Annotated in this window: 16 protein-coding genes and 1 pseudogene; 11 read left to right on the forward strand and 6 right to left on the reverse strand. The window is 68.2% G+C overall.

What is annotated here, in order from left to right:
- Positions 1-62 precede the first annotated feature (62 nt).
- Entirely contained in the window at positions 63-1,127 is a 1,065-nt protein-coding gene (locus tag EV662_RS04395) for an AI-2E family transporter (RefSeq protein WP_132460924.1), read from the forward strand.
- Here EV662_RS04395 and EV662_RS04400 read toward each other — a convergent pair.
- Complete coding sequence (locus EV662_RS04400) at positions 1,124-2,674, reverse strand: phospholipase D family protein (protein ID WP_132461237.1); 1,551 nt, start codon at positions 2,672-2,674, stop codon at positions 1,124-1,126. The genes EV662_RS04395 and EV662_RS04400 overlap by 4 nt on opposite strands.
- Before the next feature lie 31 nt (positions 2,675-2,705).
- Positions 2,706-2,894 carry a PLDc N-terminal domain-containing protein gene (locus tag EV662_RS04405; protein ID WP_132460925.1) on the reverse strand — a complete coding sequence of 63 codons (189 nt, stop codon included), beginning with the start codon at positions 2,892-2,894 and terminating at the stop codon, positions 2,706-2,708.
- Positions 2,895-3,154: 260 nt separating this feature from the next.
- Between EV662_RS04405 and EV662_RS04410 the strand changes: the two genes are divergently transcribed.
- Positions 3,155-4,012 (forward strand): PRC-barrel domain-containing protein, encoded by an 858-nt coding sequence (locus tag EV662_RS04410; protein WP_132460926.1) that lies wholly within the window; start codon positions 3,155-3,157, stop codon positions 4,010-4,012.
- Positions 4,013-4,082: 70 nt separating this feature from the next.
- On the opposite strand, the gene EV662_RS04415 is transcribed toward EV662_RS04410, so the two are convergent.
- The 3 genes from EV662_RS04415 to EV662_RS04425 are packed head-to-tail and all read right to left on the reverse strand — an operon-like array spanning position 4,083 to position 7,247.
- Positions 4,083-5,291 carry an ABC transporter permease gene (locus EV662_RS04415; protein WP_132460927.1) on the reverse strand — a complete coding sequence of 403 codons (1,209 nt, stop codon included), beginning with the start codon at positions 5,289-5,291 and terminating at the stop codon, positions 4,083-4,085.
- Complete coding sequence (locus EV662_RS04420) at positions 5,291-6,001, reverse strand: ABC transporter ATP-binding protein (protein ID WP_132460928.1); 711 nt, start codon at positions 5,999-6,001, stop codon at positions 5,291-5,293. Before EV662_RS04420 ends, EV662_RS04415 begins: the two co-directional genes overlap by 1 nt.
- 4 nt (positions 6,002-6,005) lie before the next feature.
- Positions 6,006-7,247 carry an efflux RND transporter periplasmic adaptor subunit gene (locus EV662_RS04425; protein WP_132460929.1) on the reverse strand — a complete coding sequence of 414 codons (1,242 nt, stop codon included), beginning with the start codon at positions 7,245-7,247 and terminating at the stop codon, positions 6,006-6,008.
- Positions 7,248-7,442: 195 nt separating this feature from the next.
- On the opposite strand from EV662_RS04425, the pseudogene EV662_RS04430 reads away from it, so the two are divergent.
- Together EV662_RS04430 and EV662_RS04435 are read left to right on the forward strand one after the other, a co-directional pair.
- Positions 7,443-8,060: pseudogene (locus EV662_RS04430) on the forward strand (LysE family translocator).
- A 92-nt stretch (positions 8,061-8,152) separates the two neighbouring features.
- Positions 8,153-9,097 (forward strand): phosphoadenosine phosphosulfate reductase, encoded by a 945-nt coding sequence (locus EV662_RS04435; protein ID WP_132460930.1) that lies wholly within the window; start codon positions 8,153-8,155, stop codon positions 9,095-9,097.
- Between the two features lie 43 nt (positions 9,098-9,140).
- Here the strand turns inward: EV662_RS04435 and EV662_RS04440 are convergent, their stop codons facing one another.
- The gene (locus EV662_RS04440; protein WP_132460931.1) at positions 9,141-9,347 is read right to left on the reverse strand and encodes a DUF1127 domain-containing protein; all 207 of its coding nucleotides are present in this window, start codon (positions 9,345-9,347) and stop codon (positions 9,141-9,143) included.
- 240 nt (positions 9,348-9,587) lie between these two features.
- Here EV662_RS04440 and pyrC point away from each other — a divergent pair, with 240 nt between their 5' ends.
- The 7 genes from pyrC (at position 9,588) to EV662_RS04475 (ending at position 16,149) form a co-directional block, all read left to right on the forward strand.
- The gene (gene pyrC, locus EV662_RS04445) at positions 9,588-10,625 is read left to right on the forward strand and encodes a dihydroorotase (RefSeq protein WP_132460932.1); all 1,038 of its coding nucleotides are present in this window, start codon (positions 9,588-9,590) and stop codon (positions 10,623-10,625) included.
- A 76-nt stretch (positions 10,626-10,701) separates the two neighbouring features.
- A complete protein-coding gene (locus EV662_RS04450; RefSeq protein ID WP_132460933.1) occupies positions 10,702-11,397 on the forward strand; it encodes an orotate phosphoribosyltransferase in 696 nt (231 codons plus the stop codon).
- 299 nt (positions 11,398-11,696) lie between these two features.
- A complete protein-coding gene (locus EV662_RS04455; protein ID WP_132460934.1) occupies positions 11,697-13,196 on the forward strand; it encodes a replicative DNA helicase in 1,500 nt (499 codons plus the stop codon).
- 215 nt (positions 13,197-13,411) lie between these two features.
- On the forward strand, positions 13,412-13,609 hold the full coding sequence (locus EV662_RS04460) for a hypothetical protein (RefSeq protein WP_132460935.1): 198 nt from the start codon (positions 13,412-13,414) through the stop codon (positions 13,607-13,609).
- On the forward strand, positions 13,578-14,630 hold the full coding sequence (gene alr, locus EV662_RS04465) for an alanine racemase (RefSeq protein WP_132460936.1): 1,053 nt from the start codon (positions 13,578-13,580) through the stop codon (positions 14,628-14,630). The genes EV662_RS04460 and alr overlap by 32 nt, the downstream gene beginning before the upstream one ends.
- On the forward strand, positions 14,627-15,406 hold the full coding sequence (locus EV662_RS04470; protein ID WP_132460937.1) for an MlaE family ABC transporter permease: 780 nt from the start codon (positions 14,627-14,629) through the stop codon (positions 15,404-15,406). Before alr ends, EV662_RS04470 begins: the two co-directional genes overlap by 4 nt.
- Entirely contained in the window at positions 15,403-16,149 is a 747-nt protein-coding gene (locus EV662_RS04475) for an ABC transporter ATP-binding protein (protein WP_132460938.1), read from the forward strand. Before EV662_RS04470 ends, EV662_RS04475 begins: the two co-directional genes overlap by 4 nt.
- Positions 16,150-16,325: the final 176 nt, after the last annotated feature.

The raw sequence follows: 16,325 nt of genomic DNA on the forward strand, positions 1-16,325 counted from the left end.
GGCTCGGGTTGTTCCATGCCCGGCGCGGGGAACCTTGGCCCCGGCCCGCGCGTTGAAAGGCGATGTCCGACCGTTCCCCCACCCCCGATCCATTGTCCCGCGTGGCCGTTGCCGTGATCGCACTGGTGGCTGGTTTCACCGCGCTGAAGCTGGCCGAGGACGTCCTTGCGCCGCTGACGCTCGCCCTGGTCGCGGGCATCATCCTGGCCCCCGCCGCCGCGATGCTGGAACGCATCCTGCCACGCAGTGCCGTGGCCGCGCTGCTGCCGGCACTGGGCCTTGTCGGGCTGTTCGCGCTGGCCTTCCTGGTCGAGCCGCTGATCGGGCGGGTGATCGACGCCTGGCCGCAGATCCGATGGGAATTGCGCGGGGTCCTGAACGATTTCCGCGGCCTGGTGCAACAGGTCGGCGAGGTGAACGACGATGTCACGAGCGCGCTGGGCGGCGGTGACGGCAACAGCGGCGGCGACGACGCCAAGGCCACGGCGCGCGCCATTCCCAGCCTCGCGGATGCGCTGTTCCTCGCGCCGCGGCTGGCCGCGCAGATGATGATCTTTCTCGGTGCCCTGTTCTTCTTCTTGCTGACGCGCGACCGGATCTATGCCTGGACCGCCGAACGGATCGGGCGCACGCTTGGCGCCGAAGCGGTGCTGGCGCGGATTCGCACGGCGGAATGGCTGGTCTCGCGGTATTTCCTGGCGATCACCCTGGTCAATGCCGGGCTTGGCTTTGCCGTTGCCGTCGCGCTGTCGCTGATCGGGATGCCCGGCGCGGTCGCCTGGGGGGTGGCGGCGGCGCTCTTGAACTTCGTCGTCTACCTGGGTCCGGCGGCGATGATCGGTGCGCTGCTGATCGGCGGGATGATCGCCTTCGACGGGGTCGGCAGTATCCTGCCGCCCGCCATCTTCCTGGCGCTGAACATGATCGAGGCGCAGTTCGTCACGCCCGGCTTCGTGGCGCGGCACATCGCGATCAACCCGCTCCTCGTCTTCATCTCGCTGGTGTTCTGGTTGTGGCTGTGGGGGCCGATCGGCGGCGTGATCGCGATCCCCGTCCTGGTGATCGCCCTTGCGATGCTGAACGCCTTCGACCGGCCGCTGGGGCAATCGCTGGCCCCGGGGGCCTAGACCATCTCGTCGGGCAGGCCGGGCACCGGCCGGCCCAAGTCGCGCGCGGGATCCAGGTCGTGAAGCACAAGGAACCCGCGCCGGTCCCGCGGCGGCAGGCGGCTGTTGCGATCGGCCAGCGCCTTCCAGCGGTCGAACGCGGTCGCCGGGTCCAGGTCCGCCGGTGCCGCATCCGGCGGCAGCCAGTGCCCCATCACGCGGCGGCGCAGCTCGGCCACATGCCCCGCCGCGCGAAACTCCAGCCCCGCCTCGGTGTCCCAGCGCAGGCTGCGCCCGTTCAGGTTGGCCGACGACACGATCGCCCGGCAGTCGTCGAAGATCGACACCTTGGAATGCACATAGACCAGCGGCGCGGCCCTCAGGCTGTCGCGCCCCTCGCTGTCGCCCGGACGTGGCTGGACCGGCGAAAGCACCAGAATTCGCGGCCCGAAGGCGCGGCGCAAGCGATCCAGGCAACGCGTCTGAAGGAATGCGCCGAACCGGCTGTCGGTGCCCGCACTGTCGTCAAAGGCGACATCTTCGGGCGCGGCGGGCAGCACCAGGATCAGCCTCAGGTCCGGGCAGGCCCGCGCCCGCCGCGCCAGCGCCCGCGCCAGCGGCAGGTGCCGGAAGAACTGCGTTTCCAGATAGATCAGGCGGTTTGCCGCGGCGACGCCCGCAAGATGGGCCTGTTCGATCTCGGCAATCAGCGGCTCGGGCGCCAGCCGGAACGGCGCGTTGCGCGGTCGCCGTGACAGCGTCCGAAGAAAGCCGGCCGCGGGTGGCGCAGGCGGTTCCGTGCCCGCGACACAGGCAAGGAACCCGTCCAGATGCGTCTGTGCGGCGCGCACCACCGGGCCTTCGGCGATGACCTGAACATCGTGCCAGGTGGCGTCGGGCGGGCGGCGGTGGCGCGGCGTGTCATAGCGCCGTTCGTTCAGGTCGAGCCCGCCGATATACAGCCGATGTTCGTCGAAAACCGCCATCTTCTGGTGGTGGGTCGCGGGAAACAGCCTGGGCAAGCGGGCGCGATGGACCAGCCGACCGCCCTGCACACGGGTGATCAGGGCAAGGCCGGGCGCCGTTTTCGCGAAATGTGCCCGCCTGGCCGGCGGCAGCGCGTTCACGCGTCGAACCACCCCGCGCAGCCGGCCGAACGCCACGGGCGCGAACGCGAGGCGCGGGCCCAGCCCGGCCTCGGCGTGATGCATCGCGCTGATCACCTCCAGACGCCCGGCGCCGGCCAGTTCACCCGCCGCGATCAGCCGGCGATGCGCGCTCCAGCAGGACCGGTGCAGATCGACGGCCCCGATCGGGTCGAAATCCGAGATCACCAGCCTAAGGTACAGCCCGCGCCGCAGCGTGTGCACGACCAGGTCGAACCAGTCCACGCCGATCTCGCGCGCCTCGGCCGACCGCAGCCGGGTCGCGGGATCGAACAGACGGAACCCGGCCGAAATCGACCGCTCGGCCTCCAGGAAGCACCGCTCCAGCGCCGGGTAGGCCTCTGCCGCCGTCAGCAGGACCCGGAACCGCGTGATCGCGGCCCCGGCGTCATCCGATGGCATCTCGCGCAACCGCCCCTCCATGACCCGCGGATCAGCGCGCCGCGACCGCCTTGGGGCCGAACAGAAGCCAGGCCAGGAACCCCAGCAGCGGCAGCACCAGGATCAACAGCACCCAAAGCACTTTCTGGCCCGTCCCGCTGGCCGATCCCAGGACCGAGACGATCGCCCAGAGGTCCAGCACCAGAAGGATGAACCCGCCAATTCCCATGACTTCGACCATCGTCTTCTCCTTTCTTGTCCGCATGGCGCCGACGCGCCGGGGTCAGGTGGGAACGCGGGCCGCGGCGTTAGGTTCCGCCGCCCGCGTGAACACGGGCGACGCCGGGCCGCGCGTAACGCCCGCCCGCGCCGCCGGTTCCCCCTGATTCCACCAGTTTTTTTCGCCTTCTCGACGCAACCAGATGCGCTCTGGCGCCGTTGGCCCACCGAGAGCAGCGCCGCACCGGCGCCCGCTCGGGAAACCGAAAAGGAGAGGCTGAAATGAAACGCATTCTCGCAACCACCGCCATCATGGCCCTGACCGCCCTGCCCCTGCATGCCGAAGGCGATGCCGCAAGGATGTCGGCGCCGGAAATCAGCGTGGGCAACGATGCGCTGAGCGCGGAAACGCTGATCGGCAAGCGCCTTTACATCGAGGGCGCCTCGGACGGGGCCGGGTTTTCGCTGGCCGACCTGACCGACGCGCCCGACAGCTGGACCGATGTCGGCGAGGTCGGTGACGTGATCGTCGGCAAGAACGGCGAGGTCCGCTCGGTGATCGCCGATATCGGCGGCTTTCTCGGCGTGGGCGAACGCGAGGTGGCGCTAAGCCTGGACAACCTGCATTTCGCGGCCGACCGGGATGACCAGGGCGATTATTTCGTCCTTTACCGGGGCGAACGCGAATTGCTGGAGGACAAGAGCGCCTTTGACCGCGGCGAAACCGGCGACGACGCCTGGTTGCTGTCGGTGGGCGAAGAACAGGCACGCAACGACCGGATGAACGCCGACAACGGGGCCGAAAGCACCGCGATGGCGGACCCCGGCGACCCCGCCCGACCGGGTGACATGCTTGCCCCCGCTGAACGTGCGGCCCTGACCGCCGGGGACCTGGAAGGCCAGCCGGTCGAGGATTCCTCGGGCGAACGGATCGGCGAGATCAGCGACCTGGTGCTGACCGAGGATGGCACGATCGACAAGGCCATTGTCGATATCGGCGGCTTTCTCGGGATCGGCGAAAAGCCCGTGGCACTGCCGTTTTCCGAGATCGAGATCGCGCGCACCGACGGTGACGCGATCCGGCTGAGCACCGGGCATAGCGCAAGCGAACTGGAACAGATGACGCGCTGGGAAGGCTGACCCGCGCACGCGCAACCCGGCCGGGGCCGCCACCGCGCGGCCCCGGCCTTTTTCATGGTCGCCGCGGGGATCAGTGCCGCAGCGCCTCGATCGGGTCCAGCCGGGCAGCCCGGCGCGCGGGGAAATAGCCGAAGACCACGCCGACCAGCGCCGAAAAGGCAAAGGCCAGCGCGATGGTGCCCGCATCGGGCGTGAAGGGCACGTTCAGCACCTGCGCCCCCACCGCGGCCAGGCCCAGCCCCAGCGCCACCCCCAGCACACCGCCCAGCGCCGACAGCACGATCGCCTCGACCAGGAATTGCAGCAGCACCTGCCCCGCCTGCGCGCCCACCGCCATGCGGATGCCGATTTCGCGGGTGCGTTCGGTGACCGAGACCAGCATGATGTTCATGATCCCGATGCCGCCCACCAGCAGGCTGACCGCCGCCACCGCCGACAACAGCCCCGTCAGCACCGCGTTCACGCTGTTCAGCATCGAGGCCACCTGTTCCATGTCGCGCAGGCTGAAATCGTCCTCTTCGCCGGGGCCGATGCGGCGGACCTCGCGCATCAGCGCGGTGATGTCGTTGGTCGCGCGCTCCATCGAGACGCCATCGCGCACCGCGATATAGATCATCGGCACGTCCATGCTGCCCGCGATGCGGCGGCCGTAGGCGCGGAACGGCATCAGCACGACATCGTCCTGGTCGGTTCCGAAGGACGACGCCCCCTTGGGGGCCAGCAGGCCGACCACCGTGCAGGACATCGCGCCCAGCCGGATCTTCTCGCCCACCGGGTCGGTCTGGCCGAACAGCTCCCGGCGGACGGTTTCGCCCAGGATGCACACGGTTTTCCCGGCGCTTTCCTCGGCCGCGGTAAAGGCGCGGCCCGCGGCCACCGGCCAGTCGGACGCCACGAGATAGCGGCTGTCGGTGCCGGTGACCCTGGTGCGGTAGTTGGTGTTTCCGAACACCGCGACCTGCGACGCGCTGCCCGAGGGCGCGGCGGTTTCGACGCTGGCGACCTGGTCGATGATCCGGTCGACATCCGCCAGGGCAAAGGCCCGTTCCGACCCGCCGCCGCTGTTCGGGCCGAACCGCATCTGGCCGGGGCTGAGGATCATCAGGTTGGCGCCCATCCGTTCGACATCGGCCGTCACCTGCGCGGTGGACCCCTTGCCGATGGTGACCATGGCGATCACCGCGGCCACCCCGATCACGACGCCCAGCACCGTCAGGAACGACCGCATCGGGTTGCGCAGGATCGCCTGCAACGCCAGCTTGAAGGTTTCCCACAGCATCAGCCCGCCCCCGTGATGCGGCGGTCGGACTGGATCTGGCCGTCGACCATCCAGATCAGCCGGCTGGCATATTCGGCCATGTCTTCCTCGTGCGTGACCATCACGATGGTCAGCCCGTCCTTTCGGTTCAGCGCCTGCAACAGGTCCATGATCTCGACCGACCGCCTTGTATCCAGGTTCCCGGTGGGTTCGTCGGCCAGAACGACCTGCGGGCCGGTGGCCAGCGCCCGCGCGATGGCCACGCGCTGTTGCTGGCCGCCCGAAAGTTGCGACGGGTCGTGGTGGGCGCGGTCGGCCAGCCCCACCTTGTCCAGCGCGGCCAGCGCCGCCGCCTTCCGCTCGGCCCGGCCCAACCCCTTGTAGATCAAGGGCAATTCGACGTTCTGCAAGGCGGTGGTCCGGGCCAGCAGGTTGTAACCCTGGAAGATGAACCCAAGGTAATGCCGCCTGAGCAATGCGCGCTGGTCCCGCGTCAGGCCGCCCACCTCGACACCGTCGAACAGGTAGTGCCCCGATGACGGCCGGTCGAGGCACCCCATGATGTTCATCGCCGTCGACTTGCCCGATCCGCTGGGGCCCATCACGGCGACGAACTCGCCCTTTTCGACCGTCAGGCTGACCCCGTCCAGCGCGCGCACCTCGGCCGCGCCCGAACCGTAGACGCGCGCCACATCGCGGAATTCGATGACCGGGGAAACGGGCGTGGCCATGGGCCTAGTCTTCCTCGACCTGGTCGGTGATCACCCTGTCGCCCGGCCCAAGATCGCCCTGCAGGATCTCGGTCACCGTGCCATCGGTCTGGCCCGGAACCACGGCCACCTCGGTCGGGGCACCGTCGCGCAAGACCCAGACGCTTTTGCCCGTGGCGATACCGCCCCCGGCCCCGGGGCGGCGGGGCATCACCAGCCCGATCAGGCCGCTGCGTTCGCCCTGTGCCGCCTCGGCGACCCTTGGCGGCGCATAGCGCAACGCGGCGTTGGGCACCAAAAGCGCATCCGTGACCGAGGCCACCACGATATCGGCCGTGGCAGTCATGCCGGGCCGCAGCGCCATGTCGGAATTGTCCAGCGCCAGGATGGCCTTGTAGGTGACCACGCCCTCGGTTGTTTCGGGGGAAAAGCGGACCTCGGCGATCTCGGCGGGAAAGACGCGCGTGTCATGGGCCTCGACGGTGAACTGCGCCCTCTGGCCCACGGCGACCAGCCCGATATCGGCCTCGTCGATATCGGCCTGCAATTCCATCTGCGCCAGGTCCTCGGCGACGGTGAACAGGATCGGGGCCGAAAGCGACGCGGCGACGATCTGGCCCGGATCGGCGTCACGTTCCAGCACGATGCCCCGAACCGGCGAAACGATCGTCGATTTCTCGATATCCACGCTCACGCTTTGCAGATTGGCCTCGGCAAGCGCAAGGTCGGCCTCGGCGACGCCCAGTTCGGCCTGCGCCCGGGCATAGGCGGCCTGCTGGGCGATAAAGACCTCTTCGGATTCGACCCCGCGTTCGATCAATTCCTCGCCCCGCAGGTAAGATGCCCGCGCCTCGTTCAGCGACGCCGCGGCCACCGCGATCCGCGCCCGCGCAGCGCCCACCGAGGCCTCGCGCACCGCGCGTTCGGCCTGCAACTTGGCGGTGTCCAGCGTCGCCAGCACCGTGCCGATCTCGACCGGGTCGTTGAAATCGACCTCGACGGTTTCGATGGTTCCCGACAATTCGCTGGAAATCTCGACCAGTTCGGTCGGCTCGATCGACCCGGTGGCGGTGACCAGAACATCGAACCCGCCGCGCGTGACCGGTTCGGTGACATAACGCATGACGCCACCCGCGTCCCCGCGCGGATAGAAAACCCAGGCGGCCGCGAGGGCCACCACGATCAGGGCGTATTTCACCCATCCGGGCCGGGTTTTGCGGTGCGCCCCGAGGCCCAGCTTCGCCGACAGTTCGTCCCGCTCGCTCATCTGTCCCTCTCGTCCGCGATGCCGTACCCGCGCGTCCGGTCAATGACCGGTATACGGCCATGTATCACCGTTCCGTCGCGCCCCCGCAACGCCGCTCGGCCAGCGGCCGCGCCAAAAATCGCCCGGCCCCCGGCTTTGCCATTGCGTCACGGCCTGTGCCGTGGCTGACTTGGCGCCACCCCAGGAGACCCGCCCATGCCGCTTGACCTTTGGCTTGCCTTCACCGCCGCATCCGCCGTGCTGTTGATCATTCCCGGTCCGACGATTCTGTTGGTGCTGTCCTACGCGCTGAGCCAGGGGCGGCGGGTCGCGGTGGCGATGGCGCTGGGCGTCGCACTCGGGGACTTCATCGCGATGAGCGCCTCTCTGGCGGGCCTCGGCGCGCTGGTGCTGGCCTCGGCCACCCTGTTCACCGCGCTGAAATGGATCGGCGCGGCCTACCTGGTCTGGCTGGGGGTCAAGCTGATCCGCTCGCGCCCGGCTTTCGCCGCCGAAATCGAACCCGAAAGCCGGCCCGCTCGCGCGATCTTTGGCCATGCCGCCACGGTGACCGCGCTTAACCCGAAATCCATCGCCTTCTTCATCGCCTTCGTGCCACAATTCCTCCGCCCCTGAGCGGCCCTCGCTCCGCAATTCGCAGTGCTGATCGCAACATTCGTCGGGCTCGCCGCGCTGAACGCGCTGGCCTACGCGCTGCTCGCCGACCGGCTGCGGGCGCAGATCCGCCGGCCCGCGGTGCTGCGCTGGATGACACGCGCGGGCGGCGGCGCGCTGATCGGCATGGGCGCGCTGACCGCCAGCGCCCGCATCTGACCCCCGGCCACCCAGCACACAATAAATGTGGTATTCTCGCTTTCGCGAAAGGCCATATGTGGCTAAAATCGGGCAGAATGATGGGGGGCATCATGAAAGACCGAGTCGAAAGCGGGATCGAGGCGTTTGGATGGCACCATGACCTGCTGGGGGGCGGTGCGGGCATCGTCGAACAGCTGGGCCGCGATCACGCCGCGATCCGTGCCGAGGAAGACGCGGTGTTGCTGGTCACCTTCGAACGCGCGGGGGATATTCTGGCGGATGGGCCCGGCGGGCGGCCGCTGGCCGCTGCCCTGGCCGAGGATGCGGGCTGGTCGCGGCTGTCCGTCGTGGCCCGCGGCGAGACCTGGTTCCGCGACCCGGCGGTCTATGCCTTTTTCGACCGGTTGATCGACCAGGGCTATTTCGACCGGTTCGACCGCGTGGTGTTTTACGGGGATGGCATGTGCGGCCATGCCGCCGCCGCGTATTCGGTGGCCGCCCCCGGCGCCACGGTGATCGCGCTTGCCCCGCAGGCCACGCTGAACCCGGCGCAGGCGGGATGGGATCCGCGTTTCGCCGCCGCGCGGCGGCTGGATTTCACCTCGCGGTTCGGCTTTGCCCCGGACATGATCGAAGCGGCCGGGCTGGCGATGATCGTCTACGACCCCAGGCGCCCACTCGATGCGATGCACGCGGCGCTGTTCCGCGGCCCGAACGTGGTTCATGCGCGCGCACCGTTTTGCGGCAGCGGCCTGGAAGAACACCTGCTGGCGATGGGCGTGCTGCCCGAACTGATCGACGCCGCCGGCGAAGGCCACCTGACAGCGCAAGTGTTTCACAGGCTGTTCCGGGCGCGACGGACCTATGCGCCGTATGTCTCGGCGTTGCTGGACCGCGTGGCCCGGGCGGGGCGCATCGCCCCTGGCAAACGTGCCGCACGATCGATGACCGGCACGCCAATCGGGCAACATACCTCCGTCCCCGCACCCAAGAAACCCTTGGGCCGTTTCCTTCTTGAAGACATGCACCGCGTTCCCGCGGGCGTCACCGCCTGATCGGGGCGGCCCGACCGGAACGGCCGGACCGTCCGGGGGTCGGTCAGATGTAGTACCGGTCGCGGAAGATGTGGCGGATCACGTCCTGTCGCGTCAGGCCCTTGGCGGCGAGATCCTCGTCGCTCATGGCGTTCAATCGCTCGATCTGGCGGGCATGCGGGTGGTTCTCCATCACCCGAACCAGCATGTCGATCAGCGCCGTGAAAACCGAGACCTTGTGACCGGTGATATTGGTGTTTGCAACTGCCATTCGTGGAAACTCCTGTGGGGATACAGATGTTTCCTCCCATGCGATCCAAGATAGGGCAGATACGCTGACATTTCCAATGCCAAGCCGGAAAGCCGGCCTTGCACCCAGCGGGCAGCGGAACCCAAGAATATTAACGGGATATTCACGACAATGCGCATCGCATCGGCCTGGGCGCCCCCCGACGGGCGCGGCGCGATCGGCACTGGAAAGCCCCGCGCCGATTGTGTATCGCGCATCCCCATGACACGCCTCACTCTCCGCCGCCCCGACGATTGGCACCTTCACCTGCGCGACGGCGCCATGCTGAAAGGCGTGCTGCCCGAAAGTGCCCGCGATTTCGCCCGTGCGATCATCATGCCCAACCTGGTCCCGCCGGTGGTGACCGCCGCGGATGCGACCGCCTATCGCGACCGCATTCTCGCCGCGCTGCCCGAGGGCATGGATTTCACGCCGCTGATGACGCTGTACCTGACCGAGGAGACGGACGCGGAGGACGTGGCCGCCGCCCATGCCAGCGGTCTGATCGCGGCGGTCAAGCTGTACCCCGCGGGGGCGACGACCAACTCGGCCTCGGGCGTGACGGATTTCGACAAGGTTCGCGGCGTTCTGGAGAAGATGGCCGAGATCGGCTGCCCGCTTTGCGTTCACGGCGAGGTGGTGGACCCCGAGGTCGACATCTTCGACCGCGAGGCGGTGTTCATCGACCGGGTGCTGGACCCGATCCGGCGCGCGACACCCGGCCTGCGCGTGGTGATGGAACACCTGACCACGGCCGACGGGGTCGATTACGTCAAGGCGAACGAGGCCGACCTGGGTGCGACGATCACCACCCATCACCTGATCATCACCCGCAACCACATCCTGGTGGGGGGCATCAAGCCGCATTACTACTGCCTGCCGGTCGCGAAACGCGCCCGCCACCGCGACGCGTTGGTCGCCGCCGCCACAAGCGGCGACGCGCGGTTCTTCCTGGGCACGGACAGCGCGCCGCATACCGACCCCACCAAGGAATGCGCCTGCGGCTGCGCCGGCATCTTCTCGGCCACCAACACGCTGTCCTGCCTGGCCGAGGTGTTCGAGCGCGAAGGCGCGCTGGACCGGCTGGAGGCGTTCGCATCGCTCAACGGACCGGCCTTCTACCGCATGGCGCCGAACGACGACACGATCACCCTGGTGAAGGGCGACGCGGTCGCCTATCCCGACAAGATCGCGACAGGCGCGGGCCCCGTGACGGTCTTTGACCCCGGTTTCCCCCTGCATTGGCGGGTCGAGCGGTGAGCCGCGGATTTCCCGCCCAGGGATTTGCCGAGAATTCCCCCGGAACATCTCGGCACCATATCGAAAGGTGCGCGCCATGATCCCATCCTCCTTCCCGGACAAGGCCGAAATCGCGCGGCTGTCCGCCCGCATGCTGCTGGAAATCCGCGCCGTCCATTTCAACGCGGAAACCCCCTTCACGCTGGCCTCGGGCCTGCCCTCGCCCACCTATATCGACTGCCGCAAGCTGATCTCGTATCCACGTATCCGCTCGACGCTGATGGATTTTCTCGCCGTCACGGTGATGCGCGAAGCGGGGTTCGAGGCGTTCAGCAATGTCGCGGGCGGTGAAACCGCGGGGATTCCGTTCGCCGCGATGGTGGCCGAACGGCTGGCACTGCCGATGACCTATGTCCGCAAGAAACCCAAGGGCTATGGCCGCAACGCCCGGATCGAGGGCGTGATGGGCGAAGGCGACCGGGTGCTGCTGGTCGAGGACCTGACCACCGATGGCGGATCGAAGCTGTCCTTCGTCGACGCGATCCGCGAGACCGGCGCCACCTGCGGGCACACGGCGGTGATCTTTTATTACGGCATCTTCCCCGAAACCGAAAAGACACTGGGCGATCACGGCGTGGCGCTGCACCACCTGTGCACCTGGTGGGACGTGCTGGCCGAGGCGCGCGCGCAAGGCGCCTTTGACGCCGCGACGCTGGCCGAGGTCGAGGCGTTCCTGACCGCGCCGCGCGCCTGGCAAGAGGCGCGGAAAACCGACAGCCCCCCCGCCCCTTGAGTTCGCTGGATTATTCCGCCGCCCGGGTGGCCTGGCGTTGCGCCCGATCAAAGGGATTCGCGCATAACGTGTGCGACGAAAGGGCGTTGCCCGGCCGGGTTCGTTTCCGTTTGGCCGTGCCTTTGGCGCCACAAGCGCGGCCGCAAACAGCCAGATCTTGACGGATACCCCCTCGCGCCCGCAAGATGAGGTGTCACAGGGACCGGAAACTTATCCACAAGAAACTCACAGGATATCCAGATTGAACCGGCCCTCGGCCCTGGCGTACATCAGGCCCTCAGCGAGGCGGGGCACACGTTATGAATGAAATCAGAACGATTCAGCCGGGCGCGGGCGAAGCCCAGGACGAGGGCGGCACCCTGCCCCACAACATCGAGGCTGAACAGCAGCTGCTGGGCGCGATCCTGACCAACAACGACGTCTTCGACCGCATCGCGTCGCTGGTTCAGGCGCATCATTTCTACGAACCGGTGCATGCCCGCATCTTCGAGATTGCCGCCGCGCGCATCCAGAAGAACGCGCTGGCCTCGCCGGTGACGCTGAAGGCGTTCCTGGAAGACGACGAGGGACTCAAGGAACTGGGCGGGCCGGCCTACCTGGCGCGGCTGGCGGGCGCGGCGATCTCGACCTTCGCGGCGCGCGACTACGCCCAGATGATCTATGATTTCGCGATCCGCCGCGAACTGATCCGGCTGGGCCGCGACATCTCGGACAAGGCCGCCAAGGTCGATATCGCCTCTGAACCGCGCGCCCAGATCGTCGAGGCCGAACAGGCGCTCTACAAGCTGGGCGAACAGGGCCAGTCCGAAACCGGGTTCCAGTCCTTCCTGAAGGCGGTGACCGACGCGGTGAACGTCGCCAACGCCGCCTACCAGCGCGAGGGCCAGCTTTCGGGCGTGTCGACCGGGCTGATCGACCTGGACCGCAAGCTGGGCGGGCTGCACCGGTCGGACCTGCTGATCCTCGCCGGCCGGCCCTCGATGGGCAAGACCTCGCTGGCCACCAACGTCGCCTTCAACATCGCCAAGGCCTACCGGCGCGGCACCCTGCCCGATGGCTCCGAAGGGGCGGTGGATGGTGGCGTCGTCGGCTTCTTCAGCCTCGAGATGAGCGCCGAGCAACTTGCCGCACGGATCCTGTCCGAGGCCTCCGAGGTGCCCAGCGAACAGATCCGCCGCGGCGACATGACCGAGGCCGAGTTCCGCCGCTTCGTCGAGGCCGCCAAGGAGTTGGAGGCCTGCCCGCTGTTCATCGACGACACGCCTGCTCTGCCGATCAGCCAGCTGGCCGCCCGCGCGCGCCGGCTGAAACGCACCCATGGGCTGGACGCGCTGTTCATCGACTACCTCCAGCTTGTCCGCCCCGCCACCGCCAAGGACAGCCGGGTGAACGAGGTCAGCGAGATCACCCAGGGCCTGAAAGCCATCGCCAAGGAACTGGATATCCCGGTGGTGGCCCTGTCGCAGCTGTCGCGCCAGGTCGAAAGCCGCGAGGACAAGCGCCCGCAACTGTCGGACCTGCGCGAATCCGGCTCGATCGAGCAGGACGCCGACGTCGTGATGTTCGTCTACCGTGACGAGTACTACAAGGAACGCGAGAAACCCGGCGAGGACAATCTCGAGGCGATGGCCAAGTGGCAAGAGGTCATGGAACGCTGCCACGGCAAGGCCGAGGTCATCATCGGCAAGCAGCGCCACGGCCCGATCGGCACGGTGGAACTCAGCTTCGAAGGCCGCTTCACCCGCTTCGGCAACCTGGTCAAACCCTGGCAACAGGGACAGGACGCCGAGGGTTTCTAGCCCCACGGCCTTGCAACGGCGCCCATTCGCCAACAGCCGCCACCCTGACGCCAGTCAATGACCGCGCCGCGCGCGCGGTCACACCCTGCCACACCGGAACGACGGACGGCGACGAGGGCAGGCAGTCGCAGACCCTGTCGGACGCGCTGCGTGTCGTAGAGGCCCTGGAAATCGGGCAAACCGTCCGCCTTGCGATCCGGCGCGATGGCCCGGCCGTGGACCTGACCGCCGAGATCGAGGAACGCCCGCCCGTGAAGGCGATCTTTGGTTCAACGGTCTGGACAGACCCGCAGGGCGCCCCCTCCATGGAAAGGGGACGGATCGGCCACCGGGCCGAAATCCGCCTTGACGGCGCCCCGGCACCTGTCGAAAACGGCAAGCATGGCTACCGGATCCCTCACGATCGACCTTGATGCGCTTGTGCGCAACTGGACCGCCCTTGACCGCGCCAGCGGCCAGGGCGTCGAAACCGCTGCCGTGGTCAAGGCCGACGGCTATGGCCTGGGCGCGGCGCGCGTGGCGCGCACGCTGGCCCGCGCGGGCGCCCGGCGTTTCTTCGTCGCCGCGGCCGAAGAGGCCGCCGCGATCCGCGAGGTGCTGGGCCGCGGCCCGGAGATCTGCGTGTTCTCGGGGCACATGGCGGGCGATACCGACATGATCGGCGATCTAGACCTGGTGCCGATGCTGAACTCGGTCGAACAGCTGACCCGCCACATGGAGGCACTGCCCGGCCACCCGTTCGGCATCCAGCTCGACACCGGCATGAACCGTCTGGGGATGGAACCGGCCGAATGGGCCGCGCTGCGCGACATCGCGCTGGCGGCGGGGCCGAGGCTGTTGATGAGCCACCTCGCCTGCGCCGACGAGGACACCACCGGGTTCAACGCCAGGCAACTCGCCTGTTTCCGGGAAATGACCGAGGGCTGCGGCGTGCCGCGCTCGCTGGCGGCGACGGGCGGCATCCTGCTCGGCCCCGATTACCATTTCGAAATCACCCGCCCCGGAATCGGCCTTTACGGCGGCCGCCCCTTCGAGGACGCCGCCCCCGTGGTCCGGCTGTCCCTGCCGGTGATCCAGACCCGCGAGGTCGAACCGGGCGAGGCCGTCGGTTATGGCTGCACCTGGGTGGCCGAAGACCGCCGCGTTGTCGCGACCGTGGCCGCGGGCTATGCCGACGGCATCCTGCGCTGTCTCACGAACCGCGGCACGCTGTGGTTCGACGGCCAGCCCTGCCCGATCCTGGGCCGGGTGTCGATGGACCTGATCACCGCCGACATCACCGGCCTGTCCCGCCCCCCCGACGCGCTGGACCTGCTGGGCCCCGATCAAGGCGCCGATGACGTGGCCGATGCCGCGGGCACCATCGGCTACGAGATCCTGACAAGCCTCGGACACCGCTACGCGCGGCACTACACGGGCGGATCGGCGCCATGATCCTGGCCCCGGTCGCCGCCATCGGCCGCTCGACGCTTGGCGGGCTGGCGGCGCTTGGCCGGATCGCCCTGTTCCTCGGGGCGACGCTGGCGGCGGCGGTACGCCCGCCCTTCTACTGGCGCGAGGTGCTGAACGCGTTTTGGGTGATCGGCTACAACTCGCTGCCCGTGGTGGGCCTGACCGCGTTCTTCACCGGCGGGGCGCTGGCCCTGCAGATCTACGAGGGCGGCTCGCGCTTCAACGCGGGGCAGGTCGTGCCCTCGATCGTGGCCATCGGCATGACCCGCGAACTGGGCCCCGTCCTCGGCGCGCTGATGGTCGCGGCCCGCGTCGCCAGTTCCATCGCCGCCGAGATCGGCACCATGAAGGTGACCGAGCAGATCGACGCCCTCGTGACGCTCTCCACCGACCCGATGCGCTATCTGACCGTGCCGCGCGTGCTGGCCGCGACCATCGCCGTGCCGGTGCTGGTGGCCGTGGGCGATTCCATCGGCATCTTCGGCGGTTACGTCGTCGGCACCGGGCGGCTGGACCTGAACGCCGCCGCCTACCTGAAGAACACCGCCGATTACCTGGAACTTTGGGACATCACCTCCGGCCTCATCAAGGGCGCGGTCTTCGGCTTCATCATCGCGCTGATCGGCTGCTATTTCGGCATGAACTCGGCCCGGGGCGCCCAGGGCGTCGGCCGCGCCACGAAATCCGCCGTGGTCACCGCCTCGGTGCTGATCCTCGCGGCCAACTACCTGCTGACCGAACTGTTCTTCTCCGCATGATCGAACTTCAGGGCCTCCACAAGGCGTTCGGCGCCAACCGCGTCCTCCGGGGCGTCGACCTGACCGTGCCCAGGGGCGAAAGCATGGTGATCATCGGGGGGTCCGGCACCGGGAAATCGGTGCTGCTGAAATGCATCCTCGGCCTCGTGAAACCCGATGCGGGGCAAATCCTGATCGAGGGGCAGGACGTGACCCGCGTCGACCGCGAGGCATTTCTCGCCCGTTTCGGCATGCTGTTCCAGGGTGGCGCGCTGTTCGACTCGCTTTCCGTCTGGCAGAACGTGGCCTTTCGCCTGCTGCGCGGCCCCGGCAAGCGCCCCAAGGCAGAGGCCCGCGAGATCGCCATCGAGAAACTCCGCCGCGTCGGCCTGAAAGCGCAGGTGGCCGACCTGTTCCCCGCGGAACTCTCGGGCGGCATGCAGAAACGCGTCGGCCTCGCCCGCGCCATCGCCGCGGAACCGGAAATCATCTTCTTCGACGAACCCACCACCGGCCTCGACCCGATCATGGCCGGCGTCATCAACGAACTGATCCGCGAGATCGTGGTGGAAATGGGCGCCACCGCCATGACCATCACCCACGACATGAGCTCCGTGCGCGCCATCGCCGACGACGTCGCGATGCTGCATGACGGCGTGATCCAGTGGACCGGCCCGGTGGCGGACATGGACGCCGCCCCCGACCCCTACCTGCAACAGTTCATCCACGGCCGGGCGGACGGGCCGATCGAGGCGGTGCGGTAACACCTGCCAAGGCGCCGGCCCGCCCCCCCGCCGATGGACCTGCCGCCTCGGGGCGCGGTTCCTTGGGTTTCACCCGGGCGCCCCCCTAAGTATTTCGGCCAAGAAAAAGACAGGGCAGACATCGGAAACGTGCCCGCATAGGATCGACCATGGCAACGGGCACCGGTCAGCGAACG

Source organism: Rhodovulum marinum, assembly GCF_004343075.1.
Taxonomy (GTDB): domain Bacteria; phylum Pseudomonadota; class Alphaproteobacteria; order Rhodobacterales; family Rhodobacteraceae; genus Rhodovulum; species Rhodovulum marinum.